A 25,418-nucleotide genomic window follows, 5' to 3' on the forward strand; every position below is an offset into this window, starting at 1 on the left:
CTCGAATACTTCAACGCCGTCGCAGCAGGATGGAGCCTCAGAGATATGTGCATGCCCTAGTGCGTTCGCAGGGACCCATACCGCGTGATCTAACTGTGATCCGCGGTATTCGTACCGGCGAAATCAACTAACGGTCTTCGCCAAACTCCTCCCTGTGGTTATGGATCCCGGATCTGCGCTTCGCTTGTCCGGGACGACACCGGTGTTTGCGGCGCCAACATCGTGCCCTCCCCCGCCCCCGAATCGCCGGAATATTTCGGCTTGTTAATGCGCCTGCGCCCTTGGCAGGGGGAAAGCCTGTTCCCATGTCCTGCCTCGAGGGTTTTTCCCCTCTGTTTCCCCCTTGGGAGGACGGATCATGTCGTACGACTCGGGCAATTCAGGAGCCTGGCGCAATGACGGCGGGGCGCAGCCGCATGCCTACGACCCCTATCTGCACCCGGAGCTGTTCCGTGGCGTTGCGACGCGGCGCGTGTTTGCCTTCCTGATCGACATGGTCGTGATCTCGGTGCCTGTGATCCTCGGCTACATCTTCATCGCATTGTTTGGCGTGGTCACGCTCGGCATCGGCTGGGCGCTGTTCTGGCTGGCCTGGCCGGCCTCCGTGATCTGGGCGATCGTCTATTACGGCGCTTGTATCGGTGGTCCCTCCTCCGCGACGATCGGGATGCGGGTGATGGATCTGGAGCTGCGCACCTGGTACGGCGCACCCGGCTATTTCGTGCTGGGCGCCACCCATGCCGTGCTGTTCTGGGTGTCGGTCTCGTTCCTGACGCCCTTCGTGGTGCTGCTCGGCCTGTTCAACGGCCGCCGGCGCCTGCTGCAGGATTTCGTGCTGGGAACGGTCGTGATCAACAATTCCGTCCGCGCGCCGGTGCCGCAGGCCGTGAGGACCTGGTGATCAACGGCCTACTAACCGGGATCCTCTAAGCTGACTGCTGACCTGACTTGCCAAGCTGACCAATTGACCGGGGGCTTCCGTAGCGCGATGCTGATACTCACTTCGGAGGCCCACGACGTCCCTTGACCCAGCACTCGCGCGATACCCCCCAATTTTACCTTACGGCGCCGTCCCCCTGCCCGTATCTGCCGGGTCGGCATGAGCGCAAGGTGTTCACGCACCTCGTGGGAGAGCGCGCCGGTGACCTCAACGACCTCCTGACCCATGGCGGCTTCCGCCGCAGCCAGTCGATCGCCTACCGGCCGGCCTGCGACCAGTGTCGCGCCTGCGTCTCGGTCCGGGTCGTCGCCAACGAGTTCCGCCCCTCCCGCAACTTCCGCAAGGTGATGGCGCGCAACTCCGACATCATCGGCGAGCAGCGCAGCGCGGTGCCGACCTCCGAGCAATATTCGGTGTTCCGCGCCTATCTCGACGCCCGCCACCGCCATGGCGGCATGGCCGACATGACCGTGCTCGACTACGCCATGATGGTCGAGGACAGCCATGTCGAGACCCGCATCATCGAATACCGCAAGCGCGGCCCCGACAGCGGCATCACCGGCCGTGGCGAGGAGCTGATCGCGGTCGCGCTGACCGACGTGCTCAGCGACGGCCTGTCGATGGTCTATTCGTTCTTCGAGCCGGGCCAGGTCAGCCGCTCGATGGGCACCTTCATGATCCTCGACCACATCGCCCGCGCCCGCCGGCAGGGGCTGCCTTACGTCTATCTCGGCTACTGGATCGAGGGCTCGAAGAAGATGGACTACAAGGCCCGCTTCCTGCCGCAGCAGCGCCTCGCGCCCTCGGGCTGGCTGCGCGTCGACGCACAGGGCGACGCGGCGTCCGAGCCGCAGGATTGACCTCACGTTGCCCCGTCCGGTCCCGCGCCGGCTTTCAGGGCGCCAAGGCTACGACGGCCTCTGAGCCGACCGCCTTCGAACTGCCCTCGCAGCCGAGGATGAATTTGAGCGCAGAGATGCCGGGAAGGAAGAAATAGCCTCCCCCCAGCGTCTGCGTAAACGCGGCCAGGGACACTTCCTCGCCGCTTGCCAATCCCGGCATGGAGAAGCTCCTGGTGGCAGCGGGCTTGCCGACGAGAGGGTCGTCCTGGTCGTTAAGGCAGACGAACCGGGGATTTCGCAACCAGCGCTGGTAGATGAACTCGAACTGCCGCTCGAGATCGGCGTTGCAGGCGATGAAGAAAATGCCCTTGCGCGGCTTTTCGTTCGCAACCTCCTCGCGATAGGGCCGCCCCCGGCGCAGCAGCCGGTGCAGCTTGACCGACTTGATGCTCGATTGCACGTCGATGCCGAGCGTATCCCTCGGATTGACCCGGCGGATATGGGCTCCCTTCGGACAGCCAAACCCGTTCGCGTCGTCGACACGAAAGCGAAATGCATCGGCTTCCGAATCCGAAATCGGAACGCCGGGACTGCCCTGCCACGACAATGGCTTTCCATCCCTTCGACGGCCCATCATCTTCTCGCAGACAGCCTCGCCGTACACCGCTTCAAATTTCGCGAACGCGTCGACATCCTGCTCGATCTGGCGAACCGCGAGATAGGTCCCGTTCAGCGCGAAGCGGCCGCTCGTATACGTGGCGTCGCCGGGCCATCGCTTGACGTTGGGGCAATAGGTCAGCTCGTCGTATTCGTTGCGATAGCCCAGGATGAATTCGCCCGGAGCGACGACGCGGTCCTCGTACAGGATGCCGGCATCCCGCCTGATCTTCTTGCGCTCGGCGCCGCGCTCTTCCCTGAGCTCGCTGATCACGGGCTGCGCGAGGCCATCGCGAAACCCGAAGGACTCATACAATCTTTCTTCCTCGTCGCCCGCCTTTTGCTGGAAGGCGCAGGGATCGTTGTCGACCTTGATGACATCGAACACATCAGGATCAGGATCCAGTTCTGCCGACTTCTCCGGCGCGCTCGCCATCTCGGCAGCGCTCCGTCGCATTCTCCATTCGCCAACCAGGACATGCACGGGGCCGCCGGCACCGCCTTCAACATCGGACCAGCGCCATTCTCGCGGACTGTCCCTCAACAGCAACGCGCGCAGGTCGCAGCCCATGCCGCTGCTGAACGGGGACGGGAACGGATGCGCAGCAGTCTCGTCGCATCCGAGCTTTGCCAGTCCCAAATAGCTGAAAGCGATCGCGACGGCATCGTCGACGGGATGCTTCCTCGATTTCCTGACATCGGCGGCACTGACGACCAGTTTCTTGTCGACGAGCTCTGCGAGCCACGCTCGCGCATCGTCCTCGCGGCCAGACTTGATCGTCAGCAGCCAGAAGCGGCTGGTCTTCAACCAGCCATAACCGCTTCCGAGCATTCCCTGAATGTCCGCGAGCTGTTCGGAGAGATGCGAGGCCTTCATGTTTCGATCGCCCTCATGATGAAGTCGTCGTTCCTGTCGTTGCGCTCGCCGAACAGGGCGTCGCGCAGCCCGGTCGCGAGGTCGATCTCCTCGATCGTCGCGTTGCACGCATCGAAGCGATACATGTGCGGAAGCATGCTGTCGCGGGCGTAGGACTTGAATTTCAACTCGCACTTCACGCCGCGAAAAAGCACGAAACGCGTCGGCGGAAAATCGCGCGGCACCTTGATGTCCGGCTGCCCGACCGCCGCCGATCCCCGCGGCCTCAGCGTCGTCCATCGCCAGGCCAACGTCGTCCCTATCGTCGCGCCGTTGATGAAATCGTCGAGGTAACCGCCGAAATTGCCGTCATAGTTCGAGCAGAATAGAAAGCGCCGACCGTCCTCGATAATGTGCCAATGGCCAAAATGGATACCCGGTGCATCACCGAGCCGCCCCTCGGTGAAGAACACCCGCCCAAAGAACGTCACGACGCGCAGGGACACGCGGATCCACCAGGCGCTCCAGCCGTTCGGGCTGCGGATATCGGTCAGGCTGACCATGTGCGCGGTCCCACTGGCCAACAGCGCTTCGCACTGGTCGATTGACGGATGAACCTGCTGGGCCCGGGTGACATCGTCTTCGTAGGGATGAAAGAACCACTTGCTCAAGGTCGCAAACCGGCGATTGATCCAGGAGAAAAAGGACCCGATGCAGAGCAGCGCGACGATCGCAAGCACGCCGAAGAGGGCGAGCTCCCATCCCGGAACCCGCGCGGTCAAAGCCTCGATCCCGTCCATGATCGGCTTGGGATAGAAGACGAAGACCACCGCACACACCAGGATGGCGAGGAGCAACGGGACGACCACGATCCAGCCGACAACACGGGTGGAGAATGACGACCACGTCTCGGTCGGTCGTTCGAGTTCGCGGCGGACGCTGTCCACCCAGCGCCGCCACGGCGCGAACAGGGCCGGCAGCGCGACCAGGAGCAGCCATCCCAGGAACAGCAGCCCGACAAAGGCGAGCAGTGCCCTGACGCTCGCCCACACGATCCACATGCTCACACTGCTGATGACGTCCACCACGGACTGCACCGGGGGATAGGATGCGCCGACGAACCAGGTGATGGCGCCGAACAACCCGCGCGGCAGTGCGCCCAGGAGCCAGACGAGGGCCAGCCACAAGCCGAAAACCACGAGCCCATAGCCGACCTTTGCGGAGATGCTCGCACCCTTCCCGCGCCAATAGGAGCGCGGCGCAGGCTGCATCGCCCAGCCGAAGCGCGGGTCCTGGAATGCCCGCTGCGCCAGCGCAAGCGCGAACGATGCACGATCATCGCCGTACATGGCTCTCAACTTGCGTCCCTCATCCCGGGTCCATATCAGGAGATCGTGCTCCTTCCTGATCTGCCGGGCCGTTCTGTCGCGAGGACCGACGAAGCCGCCATCGGCGAGACTGAGCCACCCGATCAGCTTGTCGAACAATTGCCCGTTGCGCGCGCTCACCAGCGGAGGCCCGCCGCCGGGCCAATAGGAGCTGAAGAGCGACCACATCGCGCCGCTGGGATGATGGACCAGCCTGTACAGCATGTCCTTGGGATCGATGCCTTCCTCGACGGCAAGCTCGAGCATCAGCGACGGCGCCTGCTCCCGTGCGTCCGTGCGCGCCGGCAACAGGGCGATGGACGCGAACTGAATGACCGCAACGTCCTGAAGAAGTGCATTCAGCGCGGACTGCATGTCTCCGGAGTCCGAAAAATCCACCGCGCCGCGCCAGCCTGGCGCAATGATGCAGATCATCTGCTGCCGGACCATTTTGAGCATGGATTGTCCTTCCAATCCGTCAGACGAAGTTCACGCGCATGCGAGACATCAGCGGGCCGTCATAGGCGATGGCCTTGCCCTCGCCCCGCGTGAGCCGCAACTCGGGCAGGATCAGCAGACCAATCAGCGCACTCGTCAGGATCTCGACCGCGTAATCCTTGGCGGGACATTGGCGGGTGCCGTATCCGAACATCAGCCAGCGCAAATCCTGGTGCGGCCCCCAATTGCGGGCGGGACAGAACCGACCGCTCTTCTTGACCACCCTGGAATCGAACAGGGCGGCGATCGACCAGATCGCCATCTTGCCGCCAGCGGAGCACGGCGCGTTGTGCCGCGCCCCGGTCTCGAATTCCGTATCGCGCGGCACGTCGCGCGCGAGCAGCGGAAAGATGGGTCGAAAGCGCATGAGCTCGAGCATGTGCTCGCGCACCAGATCGCGGAACTTGGCGTCTTGCCAAACGCCGGCCGGCCCGAGCCGCTGGGCTTCGGCCCGCAAGGCCCGGTGAACCCTGGAGCGCCCGAGCAACTCCTGCACGGCCAGTGCCCCCGACTGCACCGTGACCGGATGCGAAATCCAGGCAAGACCGGCGGCATTCCGCGTGATGGTGCTGGCGGTGCTCTGGACACCCCAAGCCTGTTCGATGTCGCGGCTCACGGCGGCGATACGTGCCCGCAACGCGTCCGAGCAGAGTTCCGCCCGTCGCTGAACCCTCAGCGTCGCAGTGCTTCCGGCAAGCAGCTGGCCTGCGACATACCTGATTTCCAGGAGATATTGCCGTTGCAGCCCGGGATCGTTGACGTTGCCATGCGCGCCCGCCACCACCTTGCCCGTTGCCGCCCCGAACAGCGGATCCATCGCTCGAAACACGATCCACATCAGGTAATCGTCAATGAGGTCGAACGACTTGTTCGTCCCGCGCTGCCCAAGCTGCTGGACGCGTCGCTGAACCTCCTGATCGGCCGCGGCCGGCAGGCTCGCAGCCAGCAAAGCCAACCGGTCATCGAGCAGACGCCTGTCGTCGTGGTAGGTAGGACCCGGATCCATGCCAATCAGGTAATCGCCGGCGGCCAGATTGGCCGCATGAGCCGAGTTCGAGAAACTCTGCGGCCTGGTCAGCACACCCTTGACCGCACTGGCGCGGGCCGCCATGCCGAACCAGCCGCCCGCGAACGGCCAGAGCCGAAACAGGGCACCGACGGTTCGCAATGCCCTCGGACGGCGATTGGCCCAACAGAAGATCCCATAGGAGAGGCTGCGGAGCCCCGGCGGCATTGCATCAGGAGTGCCAGCTGAGATTTTCATGCTGCGTACCCGTCCTTCCGCCGATCTGCGAGCGCCGCAGCGGCCCGTTTCCGGTAGTGAGGCATACCCAGACGCTCCGCCGCCTCGGCGGTTCGCTTGAAATGCGCTTCGGCCCCGGCCTGATCGCCGGCCTGCCGCAGCGTTTCGGCGAGCTCGTACAGGGCTTCGGTCTGGTGTCCGTATTCCTCAGCGGCCTGCTCGACCGCCTTGCGTCCGACAGCGATCGCATCATCCAGTCGTCCGAGCTTGCGATAGGCGACACCCAGGCTCACGCGCATGAACGTCCTGCCATAGGGGCCGGCCGCCTCGTAGATGCGATCGGCGAACCCCTTCTCCAGCATGGGCACCGCTTCGGCAGCCTTGCCATTGCGCGCCAGCGCGCTGCCGAGAACGCCGGTGCACACGGACAGCATCGTCGGCACGTTGTGCGTCATGCATTGCTGCACACCCGTGCGCATCAGGGACTCGGCACGGTCGAGCTCCTCGCGTTCGACCCAGATCTGCGATTGGACCGTGTCGATCAACAGACGGGAATATGGGTGATCGATGTTCGACAGAATCTCATAGCTCTTGGCGCAGAAATCGTCCGCGGCGCCGCCATCCCCGAGGCGCCACAGCGTGCTGGCATGAAATGCGTACAGGTTGATGATCGGAATCGCAGCCCAGCCGGACTGGACATAATGCGCCGACAATTCCGGTTCGTAGTCCGACAGCAGGATGTGACCTTCGGCCGCCGCGTCCGCGTACCGCCCGAGCGCATGCAGATGCATGAGGCGGGTCTGATGCGCCGCCATCATCATGTGACGACGCTGTGCGAGGCGAGCCGCTTCCAGTCCCTGCGAAGCGTAGCCGAGACCTTGCTCGAAACGCCCGCGCATCCATAAAAACACCGCCGTCTCGGTCGAAACCGCCGCCCTTGCACGCTGATCGTTCAGTTGCACTGCGATGGCTTCAGCCCGCTCCATGTTGTCGAAGATCTCGTCGATCTGCCCGAGAGCCAGCATTGCGCCAATGGCCTCCAGCCGAAGCGCGAGCTCCAGGGTCTGGGCGGTCGTCGCGCCCTCGACGCGCCGTGCCGCCTGGATGCCCTTTTCCAGCAGCTGGACGGCCTCCTGATTGGCCGAGCGCGAGATGGCACGAGCCATCGACTTGACGGCAAATCTTGCCGCCTGCTCCCATTCCTCGCCCCCGAAGGCATGATGCGCCAGTGCCGGCGCGGCATCGACATCGGCGGCCCCGGGCTGGGCGTGCAGCGCCAGGAAGGCCTGGCGATGAAGTGCCTTGAGCCTGGCGCGCGTGAGCACCCCGAGCACGACGTCACGGACCAGCGCATGGCGGAACGCGAAGGCGTGCGATCCGTGCGAGCCCCTCGCCTGATCCGGACTCGTCAGCAATCCGGACGCGACACAAAGGCCTAGCAGTTCTTCGGCGCGCTCGAGGTCCACGGCCTGCATCGCGGCAACCAAATCGTGCGTGATGGGATCGCCCAGGATGGCCGCAGCCTCGAGCGCCGATTTTGCGGCTTCGGGCAGCCTGTCGACCCGCGCCCCGATCACCGCCGCAATGGAGCCCGGCACGCGCAGCTCTCCGAAAGGCCTCTGCAAACGGTAGGCGCCCGGGGTCCCTTCCAACGACCCGTCATCGATCAGCGTGAAGACCAGTTGCTCCAGGAAGAAGGGATTGCCGTCGGCACGCGCGACCAGTTCGGTCATGACGCCGAGCACGGACGGATCATCGCCGAGACAGGCGCGCGCGAGCTGGAGCATTTCTCCGTCGCCCAGCGGCTCGATCACGCGCTCGGAAAACCAGGAGGCTCGACGCCACTGATGGTCGAAATCCGGGCGATAGGTGACGCAAATCAGGACCGGCAGCGCCTGAAGTTTGGGAAGCAGGCCCTCGAACAGCCGCCGGCTCTCGCGGTCGGCCAGGAAGACGTCCTCGAGCACGAGCAGGAACGCGCCGGACCGCACGCGTCTGCGCACGAGCCAGAGCAGCGCCTCGCCGATCCGGCGCCGTCGTTGCGCCGGGTTCAGCGCCAGCCAGGCCTCATCCGGCGCCGCAAGTCCCAAGAGATCATTGACCGCCGCCAGATGCTCGGCGCCGTCATTGGGCCATTTCGCGATCAACGTCTGCTTGGCGGAATGCCGAATGTCCGCCGCGCTGGTTTGCGGAAGCCCGACCAAACTTGCGGTCAGATCGGTGGCGGTGCTGTAGGCCCGCGTGCTCGCATATCCTCTCGCCTGGGAAAAGCAGACTTCCACCCCCTCCCGCGCGAGGCTGTCCATCCAGTCGACGATCAGGCGCGACTTGCCGATCCCGGCATCGCCGCACAACCCGATGGTTCGCATTCCGGACCTTTGAACGGTCTCCAGGGTCCCTTCCAGGATCCTCAACGTGTCTTCGCGTCCGATCAGAGGCGCCCAGCGCTGTTTCCGCGTCAACGGCGCTGCCGCCGAACTTTCGGTCTCGACCACGACTTCATGCACTTCGATCGGATCATCCAGTCCGCGCACGATCCGCACGCCGGCCGTACGCGTGTCGATCTGCTGCGCGACCAGCCGCTGCGTCGCGGCGCTGATCAGGATGCCGCCGGGCGGCGCCATCTTTTCAAGCCGCGAGGCGAGATGGATTGTCTTTCCGTCCGCGCCGTAATGGGACCACCGGTATTGTCCGACGATACCGACCAGCACCTCGCCCGAATTGATACCGATGCGCAGCGTCGGGCTCACAACGCCTCCGACGTCATGGGCCGGAATAGATGCTCTCTGCATCTTGAGAGCGGCAAGGCACGCCCGCAGGGCGTGGTCTTCCTGCGCCACGGGCGCGCCGAACAAGGCGACGAGGCCGTCGCCGAGCAACTGGCTCACCGTGCCGCCATAGGTCTCGACCGCCTCAGCCAGCCGGTCCAGTGCCCTGCCGAGATAGGCGCGGGCTTCCTCGGGGTCGACATGCTGCAAAAGGGAGGTCGAGTTGCAGACGTCGACGAACAGCACGCTGACCTGCTTGTTTTCAGTCAGCATCTGCGAGCGAACGGGAAGATGATGGTGCAGCTGGACGACGTGCGCATCGCGCTCGGGGGCGCCCGGCTCCTCCGCGTTACGATTGAGACTCGCGCCACATTGAGAGCAGAAGCGATGCTCGCGGGAAATACGGGCTGAACAAGCGGGACACCTGGTCACGGCAGCACACACTCATCAATGACTTGAACGAAATTACCAACGCGTTCTGGCTTGAACATCGCCCCTTCGGGGCGTGAACCCGCTCAGCAGAAAAACAAGCTGTCGATCAATCCAAACGATCAAACCAAAAATTTCGTGCGCCAACCATATTCGCGCACAACCGATAGATGAGCCCGGAGATTTGCAGTGGCCGCTCTTGGTCCGGCGCAGGACCCGCCGATCATCCCGCCGGAAGCAAAATCAATGCTGAAACAGGGGTTATTATTGTACGCCCGGTCAGCAATTGCAACTAGTATACGCGCGCCGCACAGATTGAAAAGTGACAGTTTGCCAAATCGAGTTCCGACGCCAGGTTTTGCAACCCCTGCGCGCGAAACGGAAGCAACGTCGCCAGCCAACACATCAAACCGGGCAGACGCTCGCTTTCGCAAAGGTCATGCTCGCTGCCTGATCGGGGGGCCGTCCGGGCAAGGCCCACTTGAACGGGCCGGACAAATAGCCGCCGCCCCCTTACCCGAACAGCGTATCCACCAGCAGCTTCACGTTCAAAATCACGATGACGCCCGCGACGATCCACGCGATCGCCGCGACATATCCCGGAATCGCAAACTGCCCCATCTTGCGACGGTCGGAGACGAAGCGGACCAGCGGGATCACCGCAAAGGGCAGCTGCATCGACAGCACGACCTGGCTGAACACCAGCAGATCCGCCGTGCCGCGCTCGCCATAGATCGCCGTAACAACGATCACCGGAACGATGGCGATGCCGCGCGTGAGCAGGCGGCGCGCCCAGCTCGGCAGGCGCAGGTCGAGAAAGCCCTCCATCACGATCTGGCCGGCGAGCGTCGCCGTCACCGTCGAGTTGAGGCCGGAGGCGAGCAGCGCCACGGCGAACAGCGTCGAGGCGATGCCGAGGCCGAGCAGCGGCGACAGCAGCTCGAAGGCCTGGCCGATCTCGGCAACGTCGGAATGGCCGCTCTTGTGGAAGGTTGCGGCTGCGACCACCAGGATCGCGGCATTGATGAACAGCGCCAGCATCAGGGCGATGGTCGAGTCCGTCGTCGCCCATTTGATCGCCTCGCGCCGGCCGGTGTCGTTGCGCTCATAGGCGCGCGTCTGCACGATCGAGGAATGCAAATAGAGATTATGCGGCATCACCGTCGCGCCGATGATGCCGATCGCGATGTAGAGCATTTCCGGGTTGGTGAAGATCTCGCTCTTCGGCATGAAGCCGTGCAGGACCTCCGCCACCGGCGGCGCCGCAGCCACGATCTGGACCGCGAAGCAGACCGCGATCACCGCCAGCAGCGCGATGACGAAGGCTTCGAGGAAACGGAAGCCGCGGTTCATCAGGAGCAGCAGCAGGAAGGCATCGAGCGCCGCGAGCAGCGCGCCGCCGATCAGGGGAATGCCGAACAGGAGTTTGAGCGCGATCGCCGTGCCGATGACCTCGGCGAGATCGCAGGCGATGATCGCCGCCTCGCAGGCCAGCCAGAGCAGGAAATTCACCGCCGGCGAATAGGTGGCGCGGCAAGCCTGCGCAAGGTCGCGGTCGGTGACGATGCCGAGCCGTGCCGCCAGCGACTGCAGCAGGATCGCCATCAAATTCGAAAGCAGGATGACCGACAGCAGCGTGTAGCCGAATTTGGAGCCGCCGGCGAGGTCGGTCGCCCAATTGCCGGGGTCCATGTAGCCGACCGAGACCAGATAGCCTGGGCCGACGAAGGCGAGCAGCCGGCGCCACCAGCGGCCAGCGGCCGGAACGGCGACCGTGGCGTTGACCTCGGCGAGACTTTTGGTGACGGGCGCATCAGCGCGCCAGCCGGCGGCGGGACTCAAATCAGGCGATCGGGCATCCATGGGGCGAGAATACCGAAATCGAGTCTTATTGCAACTCATTTGCAACTGCATCTAGCGGCATGGGTTCCCGTTCCTGCCGTTATTCGCCGCCGTGTCGGGAAGCGGGTGGGTTTGACGGCCGTTGGCGCCGGATACTGGCGCCTACCCGACTTTGCAGGAAATGAGCCATGTCAAACCCGCCTCGCCTCCCCGACACCTTTGGCCGCCTCGCCTGGTCCAACCTCGCGGCGCAGTCGGCCGAGCAGATCGCATTGGCCGCAGCTCCCATCGTCGCCGTGCTCACGCTCGGGGTCGCCGAAGGCCAGACCGGCCTGTTGCAGACCGCACTGACCCTGCCCTTCGTGCTGTTCGCGATCCCGGCCGGCCTGCTCGCCGACCGCATCTCGCGTCGCTCGCTGATGGCCGGGGCCGAGGCGCTGCGGGCGGTGGCCCTCGGGACAATCGTGCTGCTGCTCGCGCTCGGCGCCCTCAATCTTCCGCTGCTGGCGCTGCTCGGCTTCGCGGCCGTGTGCGGCACAGTGGTCTACAGCGTGGCCGCGCCGGCGCTGGTGCCGTCCTTGGTCAGCTCTGACCTCCTGCCGGCGGCGAATGCCCGCATCGAGCTGGCGCGAACCGTCGCCTTCGCAAGCGGACCCGCCCTCGGCGGCGCACTGGTGGGATGGTGGGGCGCCAGCCCGGCCTTCGGCTTTGCCGCGGCGCTCTCGGCCATCGCTGTCGTGCTGCTCTCGGGCATCTTTGAACCCGCGCGTGCCCCCGCCCCGCGGCGCCATCCGCTCCAGGACATCCGCGAAGGCGCGGCCTTCGTATTCCACCATCCGCTGCTGCGGCCGGTGTTCATCACCCAGTTCATCTTCAACACCGGCTGGTTCCTGCAGATCGCGGTGTTCGTGCCCTATGCCGTGCGCCATCTCGGCCTCACCGCCGCCGGCGTCGGCACGGTGCTGACCATGTACGGCGTCGGCATGGTGATCGGCGCGCTGTTCGCAACGCGCGTGATGCAGCGGCTCGCGTTCGGCACCGTCGTCGGCCTCGGCCCGGTCACGGGTTTCGTTGCAGCTGTTGTGATGGCGCTGACGGTACTGATCCCCTCGCCCTGGCTCGCGGCGTTGAGCTTCTTCCTGCTCGGCGTCGGGCCGATCCTGTGGGTGATCTCGACCACGACGCTGCGCCAGTCGGTGACGCCGCCGCGCCTCTTGGGCCGCGTCTCCGCCATCAACATCATGAGCTACGGTGCCCGCCCGCTCGGCTCGGCGCTGGGCGCGATCGTCGGCGGCCTCTGGAGCGCGGAAGCCTGCCTTTATCTCGCGGCCGCCGTATTCGGCGTGCAGGCGCTGGTGATCTGGCTGTCGCCGGCCGTGGCGCTGGACCGGCAGCCGGACATGGTGGGGGATGAGGTGGCGGTGCGCTGCTAGTTACGCCGACATTGCGAGGAGCTCTTCGCGACGAAGCAATCCAGAATCCCTCCGTAGAAAGACCCTGGATTGCTTCGCTGCGCTCGCACTGACGGTGTGTGTTTGCTGCAGCCGGGCTAATTCGCCAGATATCGCTCGTAGCTCCCCGTCACAGGCTCGCTGGCATCGACCTCGGGATCGAGCGTGTAGAGATCCTGCGCGCGGCCGATGCCGCGTAGCGCGTAGCGGCCGGTGGACACGAGATAGCGCCGGCCGGCGGCATCCAGGCCCTTGTAGAATTCCGCCGATGCCAGCAGCTCGCGGTCGACCGAGCGGCTCATCGAGGCGATGCGGCTGACTTCGTTCACCGTCGGCCCGACAACCGTGAAATCGAGCCGGTCCTCGCTGCCGATATTGCCGTAGAAGACCTCGCCGACATGCAGGCCGATATAGGCCGACGTGGTGGGACGGCCGTCGGCCTCCCGCCGCCGGTTCAGCGCCGCGACGTTCTTGCGGAACAGATGCTCGGCGCGGAGCGCAGCGCGCCGCGCATCCGCCATGTCCTCACCCCAGAACATCGCGAGCACGCCGTCGCCGATCAGCTTGAGCACGTCGCCGCCGGCCTCGTGGATCGCGTCGATCACGGCCTGCGCATAATCGTTGAGGAACGGGATGATCTCGTCGGGGCCGATGCTCTCGCTGATTCCGGTCGAGCCGCGCAGATCGGAGTACCAGAGCACGGCGTTGATGCGCTCGGTGACGCCGCGCGAGATGCGGCCGCGCAGCACCTGCTCGGAGGCGTCGCGGCCGAGATAGACGCGCCCGAGCGTGCGCGCGATGTCGACCTGCTGCGCCGATTTGATCGCGAGCCCCAGCACCGGGACGAGATCGCGCAGCGCCTCCAGCTCACCCTCGCTGAAGCCGCTGTCGCGGCGCGTGGTCCAGCAGGAATAGAGGCAGTCCATCAGGCCGAGCGCGCCATTCTCGCCGAAGCGGTGCACGAAGGCGAGATAGTGCTTGTGGCCCTTTTCGGCGAGCTCGCCGATCTGCGAGAAATCCATCGACGGCGCGTCGGCCAGATCGATCACCATCTCGTCGTGGCCGTGCTCCAGCATGTGGAAGAACACCGAGCGGCGCCAGCTTGCGGCGGCGTCGCCCTCGGCGGTCGAGCCGTATTCGAACGCGTCGCTCTCGTTGCTGGGACGGTCGCTCCAGCGGAAGCCGCGGCCCTCGTAGATCGGATGCAGCGTGTCGATCACGACCAGCGCACGCGACAGCTCCAGCCCTTCGGCGCGGCAGCGCTCGCAGAAGCCGCGGAGCAGGTCGATTTCGGGAAGGCCCGTGAGCCCCTGGCCGGTCAGCCAGTTCATCAGCGCAAGGCGCGAGGTCAATTGCATACGCCATTATGGCGTGCATTCGTGACGAGCGGAAGGCCACGCGCGAACGTCATGCAACCAAGGCGCCCGCCTGCAGCAGGTCGAATATGCCGCAACCGCTGTTGACGCACTGTCGTGCCGGCTGCAAATGGAACCGATGTCCCTGCCGACCAGAAATACAAGACTATGAGCCAGCGCCAGCTTCCGATCATCCTGGCGCTCGGGACCACGCAGACCCTGGCCTGGGCGTCCAGCTATTATCTGCCGGCGCTGATCGCCGATCCCATGGCGCGCGACCTCGGCGTCTCCTCCAACTGGATCTTTGGCGCGTTCTCGGCCTCGCTGGTGATCTCGGCGATGCTCGGCCCGCGCATCGGGCGTCAGATCGATCTTGTCGGCGGCCGGCAGGTGCTGTCGGCTTCGAACCTGACGATTGCCGCCGGCCTCGCGCTGCTTGGCTTCGCGCATTCCGTCCCGGTGATGGTGATCGCCTGGCTCGTGCTCGGAATCGGAATGGCGATGGGGCTCTACGACGCCGCCTTCGCCGCCCTGGGGCGCATTTACGGCACCGAGGCGCGCAGGCCCATCACGGGTATCACGCTGATGGCGGGCTTCGCCTCCACCGTCGGCTGGCCGCTCACGGCCTGGGGCCTGTCGCATATCGGCTGGCGCGAGACCTGCTTTGCCTGGGCGGCCGCCAACATCCTGATCGGCCTGCCGCTCAATTTCTTCGTGCTGCCGACGATCAAGGGCGCCAAGCAGGCGGCGGCCGCGGCGGAGAAACCGCATCTGCCGCTCGACCGCACCATGATCCTGCTCGCCTTCATCTTCGCGGCGGTCTGGACCGTCACCGGCGCGATGGCCGCGCATTTCCCCCGCATCCTCGAGACGACGGGCGCAACGCCGGTCGAGGCGATCGCGGCCGGCGCGCTGATCGGCCCGGCGCAAGTCGGCGCGCGCATCCTGGAGGCCGGCTTCCTCAGCCGCTTCCATCCGTTGTGGTCGACCCGGCTCGCCTGCCTCACCCACCCGATCGGCGCGGTGATCGTTGCGATCTTCGGCGGCGCCGCGGCGAGCGCGTTCGCGCTGTTCCACGGCTCGGGCAACGGCATCTTGACGATCGCGCGCGGCACGCTGCCGCTGTCGATTTTCGGGCCGAAGGATTTCGGCTACCGTCTCGGCATCATCGGCGCGCCGGCACGCATGGCGCAGGCGGTGGCGCCGCTGACCTTCGGCCTGCTGATCGACCTCATGGGCGCCAAGGTGCTGATCGTCTCGTCCGCGCTCAGCCTGTCGGCGCTGGCGGCGCTGTTCCTGGTTCGCACCAAGCCGCGGCCCGATTGACCATGCCCGAGGTTTCAAGCACAAGCGGGCCATGACCGAGGACGCTGGCCCGCCCCGCACATTCAAAAGCCTCCTGCGCTGGGCCACCACCCCGCCGCAGGCCTGGGGCGTCTACCTCCTCGCCCTCCTCTTGATCTGGCTGATCTCATTCTACGCCGGCACCCTCAAGCCCAAGAAGACGCCGGACGCGAGCCCGCCCACAGTGACGGCACCAAAAACCTAAGCCGGCTAATCGTAAAACTCCGGCGCCATTTTCTGGCTGTCGCGCTGGGCCTTGTCGTGGTTGATCCAGAGCTGCGCCTTCTCGTTGGCCAGCGTGTCGGCGATCTTCTGCATCGAGGCCGCGCTCTGGTCCTTGTTGACGTTCATGCTGGGGACGCGGCGGTTGTCCCAATTATCCCTAAAATGGACGGCGTCGCCCGACAGCACTACCGCGCCGGTCTTCGGCAGTTTCACCAGCAGCGACTGGTGTCCGGGCGTGTGGCCGGGCGTCGACAGGATGGTCACGCTGCCGTCACCGAAGACGTCCTTGTCGCCTGTGAGCAGCTCCACCGGGTGCGAGGGCTTGAAGCGCGGCTCGTTGTTGGCGCCGGGCCAATCATATTCTGCCTTCTGCACGAAGAGCGTCGCCTGCGGGAACAGCTCGACATTGCCGGTGTGGTCGGGATGCGTGTGCGAGACCGCCATCGCCTTGACGTCATCGGGCTTCAGCCCAAGCTGTTCGATCTGGGCGGCAAGCGTCTTCGGCCGGCGCCAGGTGACGGCCTTGGGATCGGCGGGCACGAGACCATTGGGCATGCTTGCGACGGAATCGGCGATGCCGGTGTCCCACAGGAACCAGCCCTTGCTGTGCTTGACGAGATAGCAGGTGTCGACGAAGTCCATCGTCTTGCCTTCGTTCAAGCCTGGCGTCCAGCGCGAGATATCGCCTGCGGTGCCCTCGCCGCAGTTGAGCACATAGAGCTTCTCGACGCCGGCCTTTTCCGATTGCGCCAGCGCCGCGGAACCGGACAAAGCGAGTGCAGCGATGGCGACAGCGAACGTGATCCTGGGCATCATTGTTCCTCCGGTAGAGCTATGCGGGCTGCGACCGAGGATCAACCCCGGCCGCGCCGCGGAATTCCGCTTGCGCGGTTCACGTCAATGCGGGCATGTCTCGACCTCCACCGTGATGTGGCTGAGGCCCTTCAATCCGGCGAGCCGCCGCTTGTAGACCGCCGGCTGCTTCGGCTTGTCGGACACCACCGAGAGCAGGACGGCGCAATGGCCGGGGCCGACCTGCCAGAGATGCAGGTCGGTGACGCGGTCGTCGCCGACCTCCATGCGCGCCCGGATCACCCGCTCCAGCTTCTCGTCGGCGCGCACGTCGAGCAGCACCGCGCCTGACGTCTTGATCAGGCCGAACGCCCAGCTCGCGATCACCACGCTGCCGATCAGGCCGACCGCCGGATCGGCCCAGACCCATCCCGAATACATGGCGACGGCAAGAGCTGCGATCGCCAGCACCGAGGTCGCGGCATCGGCCATGACATGGACATAGGCCGCGCGAAGATTGTTGTCGTGATGATGGTGATGGCCGTGATGATCATGGTCGTGGTCATCATGCGCATGGCTGTGGCCGTGATCATGGCCGTGATGGTGATGATCGTGGCTGTCGCGCAGCAGCCACGCGCTGGCGAGATTGACGCACAGTCCGAGGGCGGCCACCGCAATCGCCTCGCCATAGACGATCGGCACCGGATTGATCAGCCGCAGCACGCTCTCATAGGCAATCTCGACCGCGATCAGGCCGAGGATGATTGCGCTGGCGAAGGCGGCGAGATCGCCGAACTTGCCGGTGCCGAAGGTGAAATGCGCATTCCCCAGGTGCCGCCGCGCGAATCGATAGGCGAAGGCGGCGATCCCGAGCGCGGCGGCATGCGTGCCCATGTGCCAGCCGTCGGCCAGCAGCGCCATCGAGCCGAACAGCGAGCCGGCCACGATCTCACCGACCATCATGACCAGCGTCAGGACGACCACGAACCAGGTGCGCCGCTCGTTCTCGTCGTGCTTCTGGCCGAGGAAGGCGTGGTCGTGGGTCCATTGTTCGATGGAATGGGAATGCATCGAATTCTCCAGGAGATTCAGCTCTGTTGGCGGACAGTATAGTCGCCGTGCATCACTTTTCGAAGGTCCAATCATCCCACGGATTGACAGTGCTTCCTAGTTTCGCTGTAATCCGCGCCATGGGGATTTGAGCGATCTCCCCACGAGGCGACATGCCCAAGTATCGCGTCCCGTTCGATTTATGCGAGGACGCATCATGTCTACGTTCACGACCATATCATCTGACAAATTGGCACGGCTGATCGGCACGGCGAACGGCCCTGCCCTGATCGATGTGCGCACCGACGAGGATTTTGCCGCCGACCGACGGCTGATCCCCGGCTCCATCAAGCTCAGCCACGACAATGTGACGGACTGGGGCGGCGACTTCGCCGGCCGCCGGGCCGTCGTCTCGTGCTTCCGCGGTGAGAAGCTCGCGCAGGGCACGGCGGCCTGGCTCCGCCAGCTCGGCGTGGAGGCCGAGACGCTGGAGGGCGGCTTCGAGGGCTGGAAGGCGGCCAAGCTGCCGCTGGTCGACGCCCGCAAGCTGCCGCCACGCGATGCCAAGGGCCGCACCGTCTGGGTCACGCGGGCCCGACCCAAGGTCGACCGCATCGCCTGCCCCTGGCTGATCCGCCGCTTCGTCGATCCCAATGCGGTGTTCCTGTACGTGGCGCCGTCCGAGGTGGTCGCCGTCGGCGAGCGATTCAATGCTGCCCCCTTCGACATCGAGAACGTGTTTTGGAGCCACCGCGGCGAGCTCTGCACTTTCGACGTGATGATCGAGGAGTTCGGCATTGCAACGCCGCCTTTGCTGCGGCTGGCCACGCTGGTGCGCGGCGCCGACACCGCGCGGCCCGACCTCGCGCCGGAGGCGCCCGGCCTGCTCGCGGCCTCGCTCGGGCTGTCGCGGATGTATGACGACGACCTCGCGCAGCTCGAGGCCGGCATGACGCTGTACGACGCCTTCTACCGCTGGTGCCGTGATGCCACCACCGAGACCCACAACTGGCCGACCAACAAGGTGAAGGCTTAATGGACACCCGTAACGTTCAAGCTGGAGCTGATGCCGGTCACGGCATCAGCTTCGGTGAAGCCTTTCGCGTCTGGCTCCGCGTCGCCTGCCTGAGCTTCGGCGGGCCTGCGGGCCAGATCGCGGTGATGCACCGCATCCTGGTCGAGGAGAAGAAATGGATCTCCGAAGGCCGCTTCCTGCATGCGCTGAACTACTGCATGCTGCTGCCGGGACCGGAGGCCCAGCAGCTCGCGACCTATGTCGGCTGGCTGATGCATCGCACCCCCGGCGGACTGATGGCGGGCGGCCTGTTCATCCTGCCCGGCATCATCACCATCATGGGCCTCAGCTACATCTACGCCATCTACGGCAATGTCAGCTTCGTCGAGGCGCTGTTCTTCGGGCTGAAGGCCGCCGTGCTCGCCATCGTCGTCGAGGCCGTGGTGCGCGTCGGCAAGCGCGCGTTGAAGAACCGCGTCATGATCGCGCTGGCGGCAATCGCCTTCGTCGCGATCTTCTTCTTCGCCGTCCCCTTCCCGATCATCATCATCGCCGCCGGCCTTATCGGCTACGCTGGCGCGCGGAGCGGCCGTGGCGAATTCGCCCCCGCCGGTCACGGCCATGGCGACAGCACGGCATTGATCGACAGCATGCTCGGCGAAGCCGTGCCCGAGCATGTGCGTCCCAACACCGCGCGCGCGATCGGCGTCGGCGCGTTCTGGCTGGCGCTCTGGCTCGTGCCGGTGGTCGTGTTGCTGCTCGCGCTCGGGCAAGGCAACGTGTTCAGCCAGATCGCGCTGTTCTTCTCCAAAATGTCGCTGGTGACTTTCGGCGGCGCTTATGCCGTGCTGGCTTATGTCGCCCAACAGGCGGTCGAGCACTATCATTGGCTGAAGCCGCACGAGATGCTCGACGGCCTCGGCATGGCCGAGACCACGCCGGGCCCGCTGATCATGGTGCTCCAGTTCGTGGGCTTCATGGCCGCGTTCCGCGATCCGGGCGGCCTGTCGCCGTTGTTGGCTGCGACGTATGGCGGACTGCTCGCGACCTGGGTCACCTTCACGCCCTGCTTCCTCTGGATCTTCGTCGGCGCGCCCTATATCGAGCGGCTCCGCGGCAACACGGGCCTCGCCGGCGCGCTCAGCGCAATCACCGCCGCCGTCGTCGGCGTGATCCTCAACCTCTCGATCTGGTTCGCGTTGCACACGCTGTTCCGCGAGACGGTGCCGGTGCATGCGTTTCCGCTGGATTTCGACAGGCCGGTGCTGACGAGCGTCGATCTCCCCGCACTGGTGCTGGCAATCGCGGCAGCAACTGCGATCTTCCGGTTCAAGCTGGGGATGCTGACCGTGCTTGCGGGCTCATGCGCGGCCGGGGTGGCGCTGCGGATGGCGGGGGTGATTTGAGGCACGCACGCGTCGGTTCGTTGTGTCCGGTTTGCGGTTGGAAGGCGACATCGAAGCCGGCGGAGCTGGATGGTGGCTTTGGGCCAGGAAGAGACACGGCCCCAGCACATTGGCGCCGCCAGATAACGGGCGACGCCCGAGACATTCGTTTCAGCTCAGATGGCAGCTCCGGCCAGCAAGAAAGTGCCGCCAAGTGCGACCATCACAAGTCCAGGCCAGTTCGATTTGATGCCGAAGCCGCCACCTGGCCTTTCAGGCTCCAGCGTGTCACGCCCGGAGCGAAGCCACCTTCCACCGCTGAATCGGCCTCGCCAGATGGGCTGAAACGCCATCTGGAGTATGCCGCCGAACACAAGCAGCACACCAAGCCATATGAGGGTCATGCTCACCTCCTCTACCCGTGAACGCCGATAGAGCTGCGCCGAAACTTTGGTCCATTCAGCGTCTATCCGCGGCTCTCGAAATCAGACCGACCTTGAAAGCCGCCGGACGCACCAGCGCGCCGCACGCAAGGCTGGGGATCGCCCTCACCGAAGCTCAGGCTACCTCCAAGCATCCCGCTTAGTCTTCGTCCGGCTCGCGCACGACCGGCGATTCGTCGGTTTCCTCATCCTCTTCGTCCTCATCCTCTTCGTCGTCATCTTCTTCGTCGTCATCAGGATCTCGAGGCGGAATCGCGTTGCTCATAACCGCGAAGACATGCCAGTCGATCCTGGCGGGAACCAGCTCGGGGAGTAGGGTCATGTTGTTGCTCCTCGGATGTGAGCCCTGGGGCACTTTACCCCTTTTTCGGCGAGGCAGGTGACCGAGATGGTCCGCGTGCGAGCCAGAGCTTCCTTCCTTGGGGCAACTTTCTCGCGATCGGCGCGAGCCATAGCCGTTTTGTTCGAGCGTGAGCTTGCGCGCCAACCGGATCGTGCTGCCTTCCGGTCCGGGCAGACTGAAAAGAGACAGCCAATCGGACGCTTTTCCATCGATCCGCCATGAGCGGACACGATGGCGCAGGCCCGGCAGTCCATTCGGAGCCAAGAGCCGCGTATCAGCGTCGAGATCCTGATGCTAGATTTCCTCGGTCATACCGAACAGGAGGACGACATGCCTGATAGCGTCTACAAGGTCATAGAACTGGTCGGTACCAGCAGCGACTCGTGGGAGAAGGCGGCCGCCAATGCGGTCGAGCAAGCTGCGAAATCTCTCCGGGATCTTCGCGTTGCAGAGGTCATCAAGCTCGATATGCAACTGGATGAGAACGGAAAAGTTGAGGCCTATCGCGCCAAGCTCAACGTATCGTTCAAGTTCGAGGGCTCCTGAGCCTCAGCACCTCGGCCTCCACTTGCGGGGCGAGGATGGCTCATTGGAAAAGGCGCGTTGCGCGGTCCGCCCAACCGGGCGGTGTGACCCATCCCGGAGTAGGCCCTAGTCCGACTAGGGCCGATGTGCTTTGATGCGTGCGGGCGTGTGGCGCGTGGTGGCCCCATGTACATGGTCATTCGCAAGTATACCAAGGTTCGTTCGGTAGCGGACGCTGCTCGCCGCGCCAAGAGCGGCGTCGGCGAGATCCTAAGGCAATCGCACGGATTCAAATCTTACTATGTGCTGGATGCGGGCGACGGTGCTGGTATCGCTGTGATGATATTTGACGACCGCGAAAGCGCCAATGCAGCAAATGCCAAGATACTGGCGTTTGTTCAAGCAAGTCTACCTGACCTCGATCTTGGAGTTCCCGAAATCACAACCGGCGAGGTTTTGGTGCACATAGAGCCTAATGGGTCCTCGGGCATAAAGTAGCCGTAAACGCCGCCAGTTGCGTCGGAGCGCCGCCCTCTTGCTGATGTCGTCGAATTTCGGACTCGCGCCTTGTAGCGAACCGAATGCGTCTCATTCATCCGCCCATGGTCATCGCACAGAGTGATCCCATGGGCGGTCCAATCGCGTACCGTCCGATTGTCAAGTGCGCTACCTGTTGGGTAGCAGAATGGCCGCAGGAGAAGCCGATCATGACTGACGATCAGGTCAATCTCGTCGTTCAGCACCTTTGCGAGCAATTGCACCTTGCGCTCCGATTGAAGAACACCGAGGCACATCCACCAAATGCCAAGGATATTGGATTTGATGCTGCCTCTGTCAGAACTGTATTGCTGACCGGGTTGCGTTCGGCGGATGTCACGATCCGCCACGAGGCAGCCGGGACGAGCGAAGAGCCGCCGTGGTCCTGAACGCAAAACGAGCGACAGACGCCCAGCGCCAATGTCTCAGTTGGGGTCAAAATGCGAAGAACTCGGGGTGAGCAGATCCAGTCCGCCATGCCGCACGGAGCGGACGTCAATCCGAGAGCGCGTCGCTTCGCTGATGGGCCAACAAGCGACATCGCAGACTTGGCCTAATATGAAAGAGGCCGTCAACCGAAGCGCTCGCCCGTTACGGCGCGGAACAGACGCCAACGGTCGGGGACTCCCTTGAGCAGGTGAGTACCTTTCTCTTCGAAGGCCAATCCGGATCCTGCCACGAGATCGCGGACCGTTTGCGAGACCAGAACTTCACCCGGGGCAGCTAGCGCCGCTACACGCGCGCCAATATGTACAGCAATGCCGACAATGTCGTGAGCGACGAATTCGCATTCGCCGGTATGCAAACCGCAACGGATCTTCAGATCGAGCGGGCGCACCGCATCACGGATTGCGCTGGCGCAACGCACGGCGCGGGCCGGGCCGTCGAACGTGGCAAGAAACCCGTCGCCGGCGGTGTTGATTTCGCGCCCTCGATACTGGCCGAGCGCGCCCCGCGCTTTGGCATAGAACGCATCGAGCAGCACGTGCCAGGCGCCGTCGCCGAGTGCGGCGGCGCGTTCCGTCGATCCCGCAATGTCGACGAACAGCACAGTCGCAAGCACCCTGTCGGGCTCCGCTGTTTGCCGATGCCCGGTGACGAACTCTTCGACCTCGTCAAGAATTGCATCCTGATTGCCAACCCAGACCATATGGTCCTCGCCGTTGAGCTCAATCAGTTTGGCGCGCGGAATCCGCTGGCTCATGTAGCGGGCATGCTTTACGTCGATGACGCGGTCGTCGGTGCGATGCAAAATCAACGTCGGTACGCGCGTGACAGGCAGGATATCTCTGACATCGATGTCCCGGTTCATACGCATGATTGCAGATGCCGCGCCTGGGCTTGCCGAGGCCCTGAAGTAGGCAGCAATTTGCTCGACTGCGTGCTTGTTCCCGGCAACGCTGGGCGCCCACATCAGCAAACTCATTGCATCAGTCGTGCCCCAGTGGTGCTCTATGTCATCCAGGAAAGTGCTCCACTGCGCATCTGTCCATGCGAATGTATAGTCAGGCGCCCACGAGCGTCGTGCATAGGTGCCGTAAAGCACCAGAGCCGACGTGCGCTCGGGATAGGTCGCCGCATAGAGCAACGACATCGGACCGCCCTCTGATATTCCGAACAAGGTGGCCCGTCGGGAGCCGACCTGGTCCAACACTGCCTGCACGTCGTGCATCCGCTGTTCAAGCGTGAATATCTGGGAGCCGCGATCGGACATTCCGGTGCCGCGTTTATCGAACATGATGATCCGCGCAAACCTTGCAAGCCTGCAGAAAAAGGCGGTGCGCGCCGGCGATTGCCAGAGCGCCTCAAGATTGGAGACAAAACCCGGGACGAACAGCAGGTCGCGCGGACCGTCACCAATCACCTGATAGGCAATATGGACGTCGTCACTTTTAACATAGCGAGTGGCCGGGATGTCAGCCATGCTGGCCTACTGCGTGACAAAAACCGCGCGACGCGAGTGTCGCACCTCATTCCGCGTCAGGCCAGCGAAATTCAGTCGAAAATTGATGTGCTCGACCGCCGCACGGCCGGTAGGAAGCGATTGAGGGAATCGATGGTGACACCCAATCGGCCGCGACGTCTGCTTCGGGTCAAAAGCCGCGCCTCCAGCCGAACCAAACGATGTCCGCTCTACCTCTGTGGGGCGACATTCCAATGACCAGCGAGACCTTCGGCAAGGGGCAAAAGCGGACCTTGGCGCCCGAAGTGGCGTCTGCTTTATGACCGAGAGACAACGTCTCTTTAGCGCCAGATTGAGCGGATAGCTGCCACTTCAATTCGTCGTGGTCTTGCCGCCGCGCATGGACACGAGCTTTTTCTCACGAAATCGGAGAACGAACCATGCGGTCTCGTCGAAACCGTCCGCGAGCTTTCCTTCGTGGTAATACACCATCTGAGCAGCTTCCGACTTCGACGGCGGTCCCAGCGCCTTGACTACCTCCAAACGCGACATACCCAAATGCAGCTTGCCGTCGAAGACGAGGGGCGCGAACTTTTCCGGGATGATGGCGCAATCTGCCGAGGTCTCGGTGTCTTTCTCGGTGAGCTCTTCCACGACCTCTGTGACAAGATGGTCCGGGCCGCCCATCTCTCCGCTGGACACGACCCATAATCGATGCTGCGCGCGCCTATAGCACAGCCAATAGATGCTACCTCCAGCGTCGCCCTGGTGTTGGACGGTCCCTTCGCCCACGGCTTCACGAACCGCGCCGAGCCGCGTCTCCTCGAAGCGGCCGGCGAATGCGCCTAGCGAAAAGCGGGTCGCCAATCTCTTCACGACTGTCGGCGGCACGCGCTCGAACGCATGTTCGCTGACTGGGGGCGGAGGTGTCTGCGCGGAGCAGTCGCCCGCGGGGATCGCGAAAAGGAGAAGCAGCAAGAAGAACGTCTTTCGACCATCAACTCCGAATTGCCTTACATTGAAGGTTGAGCGCTTCTGCATAGCTCGATTGCTCATCATTTTGGCTCAAAGCCTTCTTCACTCGCCCGATCGCTTCTGGGGCGTCGGGAGCGGCCAAAGATCGCCTATCGCTATTTCCCCGAACCCTCTTCGACCCTTGGTCGGGGTCACAATTCAAATGGTTCATACACGAACTCGGTCAGCTTCCGGCCGGGTCGCAAGCCGTCGATGGCGACCAAGCGGAACGACTTCCGCTTTGCCCTTGGAAGCTGCCATTCGCGAACACCCGTCCTCAAAAAAAACGCTCGTCGCAGCGCGCCCGTCGGGCAAAACAGCCGACCAATTCCGCTACGTCGCCCGTCAAGCCCCGTCCCGCAAAATATTCCACTTTATCGAAATTCGGATTTGTCGTACAGACTGATCACCCTGGCCCGAGACGAGGGGCGGATCGCGATCGTCACGAACCGCGGGCTGGGCAGCGATGGACGCGACGGCGTCGGGCGCGATGGGCATTGCAGGGCGGCTTCAGCCGTGAGCAATGGCTTTCCGCGCGAACGACACGACGCTGACAGCGTCTTCGCATGGCTTCGGGGGCGAGCACACGCCACC

22 protein-coding genes are annotated in these 25,418 nt (G+C 64.2%); 10 read left to right on the top strand and 12 right to left on the bottom strand.

What is annotated here, in order from left to right; all coding sequences use genetic code 11:
* The first annotated feature begins 358 nt into the window (after positions 1–358).
* Positions 359–901 (top strand): RDD family protein, encoded by a 543-nt coding sequence (locus XH81_RS05135; RefSeq protein WP_028144275.1) that lies wholly within the window; start codon positions 359–361, stop codon positions 899–901.
* Positions 902–1,023: 122 nt separating this feature from the next.
* Positions 1,024–1,800, top strand: a complete 777-nt coding sequence (locus XH81_RS05140) for an arginyltransferase (protein WP_028144274.1) — start codon at positions 1,024–1,026, stop codon at positions 1,798–1,800.
* A 34-nt stretch (positions 1,801–1,834) separates the two neighbouring features.
* On the opposite strand, the gene XH81_RS05145 is transcribed toward XH81_RS05140, so the two are convergent.
* From XH81_RS05145 to XH81_RS05165, 5 genes are all read right to left on the bottom strand, one after another.
* Positions 1,835–3,316, bottom strand: a complete 1,482-nt coding sequence (locus XH81_RS05145; protein WP_028144273.1) for a Dyp-type peroxidase — start codon at positions 3,314–3,316, stop codon at positions 1,835–1,837.
* Entirely contained in the window at positions 3,313–5,037 is a 1,725-nt protein-coding gene (locus XH81_RS05150) for a hypothetical protein (protein WP_244626217.1), read from the bottom strand. Before XH81_RS05150 ends, XH81_RS05145 begins: the two co-directional genes overlap by 4 nt.
* 103 nt (positions 5,038–5,140) lie before the next feature.
* The gene (locus XH81_RS05155; RefSeq protein ID WP_244439226.1) at positions 5,141–6,271 is read right to left on the bottom strand and encodes a cytochrome P450; all 1,131 of its coding nucleotides are present in this window, start codon (positions 6,269–6,271) and stop codon (positions 5,141–5,143) included.
* Between the two features lie 149 nt (positions 6,272–6,420).
* Positions 6,421–9,444 carry an adenylate/guanylate cyclase domain-containing protein gene (locus tag XH81_RS05160; protein WP_244439227.1) on the bottom strand — a complete coding sequence of 1,008 codons (3,024 nt, stop codon included), beginning with the start codon at positions 9,442–9,444 and terminating at the stop codon, positions 6,421–6,423.
* Between the two features lie 669 nt (positions 9,445–10,113).
* The gene (locus XH81_RS05165; protein ID WP_028144269.1) at positions 10,114–11,463 is read right to left on the bottom strand and encodes an Nramp family divalent metal transporter; all 1,350 of its coding nucleotides are present in this window, start codon (positions 11,461–11,463) and stop codon (positions 10,114–10,116) included.
* A 167-nt stretch (positions 11,464–11,630) separates the two neighbouring features.
* On the opposite strand from XH81_RS05165, the gene XH81_RS05170 reads away from it, so the two are divergent.
* Complete coding sequence (locus XH81_RS05170) at positions 11,631–12,875, top strand: MFS transporter (RefSeq protein ID WP_028144268.1); 1,245 nt, start codon at positions 11,631–11,633, stop codon at positions 12,873–12,875.
* A 116-nt stretch (positions 12,876–12,991) separates the two neighbouring features.
* Here XH81_RS05170 and XH81_RS05175 read toward each other — a convergent pair whose 3' ends face one another.
* A complete protein-coding gene (locus tag XH81_RS05175) occupies positions 12,992–14,251 on the bottom strand; it encodes an adenylate/guanylate cyclase domain-containing protein (RefSeq protein ID WP_028144267.1) in 1,260 nt (419 codons plus the stop codon).
* A 165-nt stretch (positions 14,252–14,416) separates the two neighbouring features.
* Between XH81_RS05175 and XH81_RS05180 the strand changes: the two genes are divergently transcribed.
* Both XH81_RS05180 and XH81_RS05185 read left to right on the top strand, forming a co-directional pair.
* Positions 14,417–15,574: an MFS transporter gene (locus XH81_RS05180; protein ID WP_028144266.1), complete on the top strand. Its 1,158-nt coding sequence runs from the start codon at positions 14,417–14,419 to the stop codon at positions 15,572–15,574.
* Positions 15,575–15,605: 31 nt separating this feature from the next.
* Entirely contained in the window at positions 15,606–15,797 is a 192-nt protein-coding gene (locus XH81_RS05185) for a hypothetical protein (protein ID WP_028144265.1), read from the top strand.
* 5 nt (positions 15,798–15,802) lie between these two features.
* On the opposite strand, the gene XH81_RS05190 is transcribed toward XH81_RS05185, so the two are convergent.
* Both XH81_RS05190 and dmeF read right to left on the bottom strand, forming a co-directional pair.
* Positions 15,803–16,633, bottom strand: a complete 831-nt coding sequence (locus XH81_RS05190) for an N-acyl homoserine lactonase family protein (protein ID WP_028144264.1) — start codon at positions 16,631–16,633, stop codon at positions 15,803–15,805.
* Between the two features lie 81 nt (positions 16,634–16,714).
* Complete coding sequence (dmeF, locus tag XH81_RS05195) at positions 16,715–17,680, bottom strand: CDF family Co(II)/Ni(II) efflux transporter DmeF (protein ID WP_038950902.1); 966 nt, start codon at positions 17,678–17,680, stop codon at positions 16,715–16,717.
* Between the two features lie 196 nt (positions 17,681–17,876).
* On the opposite strand from dmeF, the gene XH81_RS05200 reads away from it, so the two are divergent.
* Together XH81_RS05200 and chrA are read left to right on the top strand one after the other, a co-directional pair.
* Positions 17,877–18,695, top strand: coding sequence for a chromate resistance protein ChrB domain-containing protein (locus tag XH81_RS05200; protein ID WP_028144262.1), 819 nt, complete (start codon positions 17,877–17,879; stop codon positions 18,693–18,695).
* Positions 18,695–20,080, top strand: a complete 1,386-nt coding sequence (chrA, locus tag XH81_RS05205) for a chromate efflux transporter (RefSeq protein ID WP_271596065.1) — start codon at positions 18,695–18,697, stop codon at positions 20,078–20,080. Before XH81_RS05200 ends, chrA begins: the two co-directional genes overlap by 1 nt.
* Positions 20,081–20,235: 155 nt before the next feature.
* On the opposite strand, the gene XH81_RS05210 is transcribed toward chrA, so the two are convergent.
* Both XH81_RS05210 and XH81_RS05215 read right to left on the bottom strand, forming a co-directional pair.
* Positions 20,236–20,463 (bottom strand): hypothetical protein, encoded by a 228-nt coding sequence (locus XH81_RS05210; RefSeq protein ID WP_026202141.1) that lies wholly within the window; start codon positions 20,461–20,463, stop codon positions 20,236–20,238.
* A gap of 178 nt (positions 20,464–20,641) precedes the next feature.
* On the bottom strand, positions 20,642–20,824 hold the full coding sequence (locus XH81_RS05215; protein WP_097668957.1) for a hypothetical protein: 183 nt from the start codon (positions 20,822–20,824) through the stop codon (positions 20,642–20,644).
* 252 nt (positions 20,825–21,076) lie between these two features.
* On the opposite strand from XH81_RS05215, the gene XH81_RS05220 reads away from it, so the two are divergent.
* The 3 genes from XH81_RS05220 to XH81_RS05230 all read left to right on the top strand — a co-directional run bounded on the left by XH81_RS05220 (position 21,077) and on the right by XH81_RS05230 (position 22,296).
* Positions 21,077–21,391, top strand: coding sequence for a dodecin family protein (locus tag XH81_RS05220; RefSeq protein WP_271591059.1), 315 nt, complete (start codon positions 21,077–21,079; stop codon positions 21,389–21,391).
* A gap of 165 nt (positions 21,392–21,556) precedes the next feature.
* Positions 21,557–21,868 (top strand): hypothetical protein, encoded by a 312-nt coding sequence (locus tag XH81_RS05225; RefSeq protein WP_097668958.1) that lies wholly within the window; start codon positions 21,557–21,559, stop codon positions 21,866–21,868.
* A 209-nt stretch (positions 21,869–22,077) separates the two neighbouring features.
* Complete coding sequence (locus XH81_RS05230; RefSeq protein ID WP_143279312.1) at positions 22,078–22,296, top strand: hypothetical protein; 219 nt, start codon at positions 22,078–22,080, stop codon at positions 22,294–22,296.
* 182 nt (positions 22,297–22,478) lie between these two features.
* Here XH81_RS05230 and XH81_RS05235 read toward each other — a convergent pair whose 3' ends face one another.
* Complete coding sequence (locus XH81_RS05235; protein WP_097668960.1) at positions 22,479–23,831, bottom strand: adenylate/guanylate cyclase domain-containing protein; 1,353 nt, start codon at positions 23,829–23,831, stop codon at positions 22,479–22,481.
* Between the two features lie 351 nt (positions 23,832–24,182).
* Complete coding sequence (locus XH81_RS05240; RefSeq protein ID WP_152036339.1) at positions 24,183–24,788, bottom strand: hypothetical protein; 606 nt, start codon at positions 24,786–24,788, stop codon at positions 24,183–24,185.
* Positions 24,789–25,418: the final 630 nt, after the last annotated feature.

Origin of the sequence: Bradyrhizobium sp. CCBAU 25360, from assembly GCF_028128695.1 — a bacterium.
Lineage (GTDB): Bacteria > Pseudomonadota > Alphaproteobacteria > Rhizobiales > Xanthobacteraceae > Bradyrhizobium > Bradyrhizobium ottawaense.